Raw genomic sequence first — 2,135 nt, 5'->3', positions numbered from 1 at the left:
TTGGGAGAGAGCCAAAGGATTGTGTGTGCCAGTCCGGCCTATCTTGATAAGCATGGTCAACCGCAAACGCCTGATGAACTGAAACAGCACCAATGTCTGCGTTTATCTACGAGTGACTCCTTCAATCATTGGCACTTTAAACGCCAAGGTACGCGTGAGGTGATCGATATCGACCATGGGTTTGTGACGGATAATGTGGAAGCATTGCATGAATACGCACGGATGGGTGGCGGAATCGCACGATTATCGAGTTTTATGGTGGCGGGTGATATTGAAGCGGGTCGCTTGATCCCGTTGTTAAGACACTATGATATTGATAAGCAGCAGATCCATGTACTCTACACCCACCGTAAGTATCTACCGGCTAAAATCCGTGTGTTTGTTGATTTTCTGTTGCAGAAGTTTGTTCCGATCGCACCCTGGCATTGAGTGTTTGTCCGGTTTTTCATGATTTGCTCAATAGCTTTACCGATTGATGATTTGCTTAAGGCTTATGCCGATTGCTTGACGATTTCATCAATTTTCCCCATAAATCCCACGGATATAGATTTTTCCTTTCAGATTTTGATTCCTTCTCCAAAATAATGTTTTTCCCCTGAAGCCCGTAATTACGCATGGTTCAGCGCTTTTTTAAAGCAGTCAGTCAATAAGATTGAGAACTGGCACGGCCGTTGCTCTTACCTGTTTGAGTAGGTGTGTTTACACCGCAATCAAGACTTTTGGTGAAGTAAGCGATGACGTCAATAATTAGAAAAAAACGCGTCGAGGCCGTGGACAGTTCTGTTGTTTCTCCACACGCTTCCTACGCAAAACCTGTTAAAGGATTTCTGGCTGCAGCGTTTTTACCGCTGGCTCTGACCGGCTGTGAAGCGCCTCTTAATCTTGAGGGTGTAGATAAAGAGCAGGCCAAATCCGTACGTCGTACCGATCAGTTTCAGGCCGTTGCTGCAAACGATTCCACCGTACTGGCGGTGGGCAGTGATGGTATTGTTCTTACCAGTCCGCGTAATAACATCAGCTGGACCCGCCAGCTGATCGAATCTCAACCAAGCCTTGTTGATGTCGAGTCCTGCCCGGATCAGAGTTTTGCCGCGTTAGGCATGGACGGACAGGTTTGGTTTGCTGATGCCAAAGGTGAAAACTGGACGCCATCACCGATTGGCACTCAGGAAAACGTACTGTCACTCGCTTGCGGCCCGGACAACAGTGTCTGGGTAACGGCTAGCTTCTCAACCATCATCAACAGTAAAGATAAAGGTGCCAGCTGGAGTGAGACCACTCTGGAAGAGGATTCTCAGCTGACCGACGTTAAATTTATCGATGAAAACACGTTGGTGATTGCCGGTGAGTTTGGTTTGGTGGTTAAGAGTACGGACGGTGGCGACACCTGGTCAGCACCGGAGTATATGCCAAACGATTTTTACCCACAGGGTATTCACTTTGCTAATGCCAACGAAGGTTGGGCAGCGGGCCTGAGTGGACAGATCCTCCATACCACTGACGGTGGTATGAGCTGGCAACAGCAAACGACACCGACTGAATCCCCTCTTTATAGCTTCCATGCACTGGGCGAACGTCTGTTTGTGATGGGTGATCACGGCAACGTACTTGAGCTTAACGGCCAGGGCTGGAAACGCATTGATGCGCCAAAAATCCCGGTATACCTACGCGATGCACAAGCGCTGAGTGACAAGCAACTGCTGGTCGCAGGCGGCTGGGGCTCGCTGTTTACCGTAGACGTTCAATAATAATTACAGGTCTGAAGCATCATGGATAAAAAGTCCGCAGACGCTCACAAGGCGACGCACTTTCTACATAATCTGGATGAGTCGGTCTTCCGTCATCCTAAAACGATTCTGGGCATCATTCTGGCGATTACCCTGTTCTTCGCCTATCAGATCCCGAGTGTAAAGATGTACTCCGACTTTGCGGACCTGTTGCCGCAGAGCCATCCGTATATTGAACTGCACAATGAGATTAAGTCCTCTTTCGGTGGCGCCAACGTGATCATCGTTGGGGTCGAAGTGGAAGAGGGCGATATCTTCAGCAATGAAGCGCTGGCCAAGATCCACCGCATGACGCTGGCGGTGGACAGTCTTCCGGGCATCAACCACAACCTTGTGTCGAGTGTGACC

At 49.2% G+C, this 2,135-nt stretch carries 2 protein-coding genes and 1 pseudogene; all 3 read left to right on the top strand.

Going from position 1 to position 2,135, the window contains the following annotated elements:
* Positions 1-429 (top strand): substrate binding domain-containing protein (locus ABYW01_RS20115; protein ID WP_372836222.1); only part of this gene is annotated, 429 nt, incomplete at its 5' end.
* 305 nt (positions 430-734) lie between these two features.
* The gene (locus tag ABYW01_RS20110; protein WP_372836220.1) at positions 735-1,748 is read left to right on the top strand and encodes a WD40/YVTN/BNR-like repeat-containing protein; all 1,014 of its coding nucleotides are present in this window, start codon (positions 735-737) and stop codon (positions 1,746-1,748) included.
* Positions 1,749-1,769: 21 nt separating this feature from the next.
* Positions 1,770-2,135 (top strand): annotated as a pseudogene (locus ABYW01_RS20105) (transporter); the annotation flags it as partial.

Origin of the sequence: Pontibacterium sp. (assembly GCF_041587635.1) — a bacterium.
GTDB lineage: Bacteria > Pseudomonadota > Gammaproteobacteria > Pseudomonadales > Balneatricaceae > Pontibacterium.
The sequence above is the reverse complement of the archived record's forward strand: the minus strand, read 5'-3'. Positions and strand labels throughout refer to the sequence as shown.